Below are 2,500 nucleotides of genomic sequence, written 5' to 3' on the forward strand. Positions count from 1 at the left end.
GTAGTGAAATGCTGACACATTCTTTTGAGTATGTTGGCGCGAAGGATTGAACTGGAGAGTTTGATCCTGGCTCAGATTGAACGCTGGCGGCATGCCTAACACATGCAAGTCGAACGGCAGCGGGTCCTTCGGGATGCCGGCGAGTGGCGGACGGGTGAGTAACGCGTAGGAATCTGTCCTTGAGTGGGGGATAACCCAGGGAAACTTGGGCTAATACCGCATGAGCCCTGAGGGGGAAAGCGGGGGACCGAGAGGCCTCGTGCTGAAGGAGGAGCCTGCGTCCGATTAGCTAGTTGGTAGGGTAAAGGCCTACCAAGGCGACGATCGGTAGCTGGTCTGAGAGGACGATCAGCCACACTGGGACTGAGACACGGCCCAGACTCCTACGGGAGGCAGCAGTGGGGAATTTTTGGCAATGGGGGCAACCCTGACCAAGCAATGCCGCGTGTGTGAAGAAGGCCTTCGGGTTGTAAAGCACTTTCAGCGGGGAAGAAAGTGTCTGGGCGAATACCCTGGGCATTTGACGTGAACCGCAGAAGAAGCACCGGCTAACTCCGTGCCAGCAGCCGCGGTAATACGGAGGGTGCAAGCGTTAATCGGAATTACTGGGCGTAAAGCGCGCGTAGGCGGTTTCTTAAGTCAGCTGTGAAAGCCCCGGGCTCAACCTGGGAATGGCAGATGATACTGGGAGACTGGAATACGGGAGAGGGTAGTGGAATTCCACGTGTAGCGGTGAAATGCGTAGAGATGTGGAGGAACACCAATGGCGAAGGCAGCTACCTGGCCCGATATTGACGCTGAAGTGCGAAAGCGTGGGGAGCAAACAGGATTAGATACCCTGGTAGTCCACGCCCTAAACGATGGATACTAGGCGTGTGGCAGTTTGACTGCTGCGTGCCGCAGCTAACGCATTAAGTATCCCGCCTGGGGAGTACGGTCGCAAGATTAAAACTCAAAGGAATTGACGGGGGCCCGCACAAGCGGTGGAGCATGTGGTTTAATTCGATGCAACGCGCAGAACCTTACCTGGGCTTGACATGTCAGGAATCCCGCAGAGATGTGGGAGTGCCCTTCGGGGAGCCTGAACACAGGTGCTGCATGGCTGTCGTCAGCTCGTGTCGTGAGATGTTGGGTTAAGTCCCGCAACGAGCGCAACCCTTGCCCTTAGTTGCCAGCAGGTTAAGCTGGGCACTCTAAGGGGACTGCCGGTGACAAACCGGAGGAAGGTGGGGATGACGTCAAGTCCTCATGGCCTTTATGTCCAGGGCTACACACGTGCTACAATGGCGCATACAGAGGGATGCCAACTCGCGAGAGGGAGCCGACCCCAGAAAGTGCGCCGTAGTTCGGATTGCAGTCTGCAACTCGACTGCATGAAGTCGGAATCGCTAGTAATCGCGGATCAGCACGCCGCGGTGAATACGTTCCCGGGCCTTGTACACACCGCCCGTCACACCATGGGAGTGGGTTGTACCAGAAGCCGGTAGCCTAACCGCAAGGAGGGCGCCGACCACGGTATGGTTCATGACTGGGGTGAAGTCGTAACAAGGTAGCCGTAGGGGAACCTGCGGCTGGATCACCTCCTTTTAGATGAGCCGTCGGCTGATCGCACCCACACACATCACTCAACCGTTTTACGAGTCGGGCCTATAGCTCAGTTGGCTAGAGCACACGACTGATAATCGTGAGGTCAGTGGTTCGAGTCCACTTGGGCCCACCATGTTCAGGGGCTGTAGCTCAGCTGGGAGAGCACCTGCTTTGCAAGCAGGGGGTCACCGGTTCGAACCCGGTCAGCTCCACCAGGGTTGGTGGGGGCGAGGATGTTGCCCTGTGTAGAGCACAGGCCAGCGTCTTTGAGCTGGAAGGATCTTTAACAAATTGGGAAGAGTTGTTGTATAGCGCATGGGTATGCTGTATTGAGGCCTATGACCTGAAGTTGCTTTGGGTTATATGGTCAAGCGAATAAGGGCATACGGTGGATGCCTTGGCGGAAACAGGCGATGAAAGACGTGGATACCTGCGAAAAGCCCCGGGGAGCTGGTAAACGAGCTGTGATCCGAGGATGTCTGAATGGGGAGACCCGGCCACTGGAAGGTGGTCATCGTCATCTGAATACATAGGGTGGCGAAGCGAACCCGGTGAACTGAAACATCTAAGTAGCCGGAGGAAGAGAAATCAACCGAGATTCCCTGAGTAGTGGCGAGCGAAAGGGGAAGAGCCTGCAGATTTTAGCAAGCCGATTAGGAGAAGCACCTGGAAAGGTGTGCCGTAGTGGGTGATAGCCCCGTATCCGAAAATTGGCGTGTGGAACTAAGTCTGCGAGAAGTAGGGCGGGACACGTGGAATCCTGTCTGAAGATGGGGGGACCATCCTCCAAGGCTAAATACTCGTTTCCGACCGATAGTGAACCAGTACCGTGAGGGAAAGGCGAAAAGAACCCTGGTGAAGGGAGTGAAATAGATCCTGAAACCGTATGCCTACAAGCAGTGGGAGCAGACTT

General features: G+C 55.8%; 2 tRNA genes and 2 rRNA genes (1 of these 4 cut by a window edge). All 4 read left to right on the forward strand.

From position 1 onward, the window contains the following. Window positions 1-48: 48 nt before the first annotated feature. Window positions 49-1,587 (forward strand): 16S ribosomal RNA (locus WOB96_RS14340). A gap of 56 nt (window positions 1,588-1,643) precedes the next feature. Further along, window positions 1,644-1,720, forward strand: a tRNA-Ile gene (locus WOB96_RS14345). A gap of 6 nt (window positions 1,721-1,726) precedes the next feature. Beyond that, a tRNA-Ala gene (locus WOB96_RS14350) sits at window positions 1,727-1,802 on the forward strand. Window positions 1,803-1,952: 150 nt separating this feature from the next. Continuing rightward, a 23S ribosomal RNA gene (locus tag WOB96_RS14355) occupies window positions 1,953-2,500 on the forward strand; it runs 2,349 nt beyond the window's last position. The 16S and 23S rRNA genes sit together here with 2 tRNA genes alongside, the layout of an rRNA operon.

It is taken from the genome of Thermithiobacillus plumbiphilus, assembly GCF_038070005.1.
Classification (GTDB): Bacteria; Pseudomonadota; Gammaproteobacteria; order Acidithiobacillales; family Thermithiobacillaceae; genus JBBPCO01.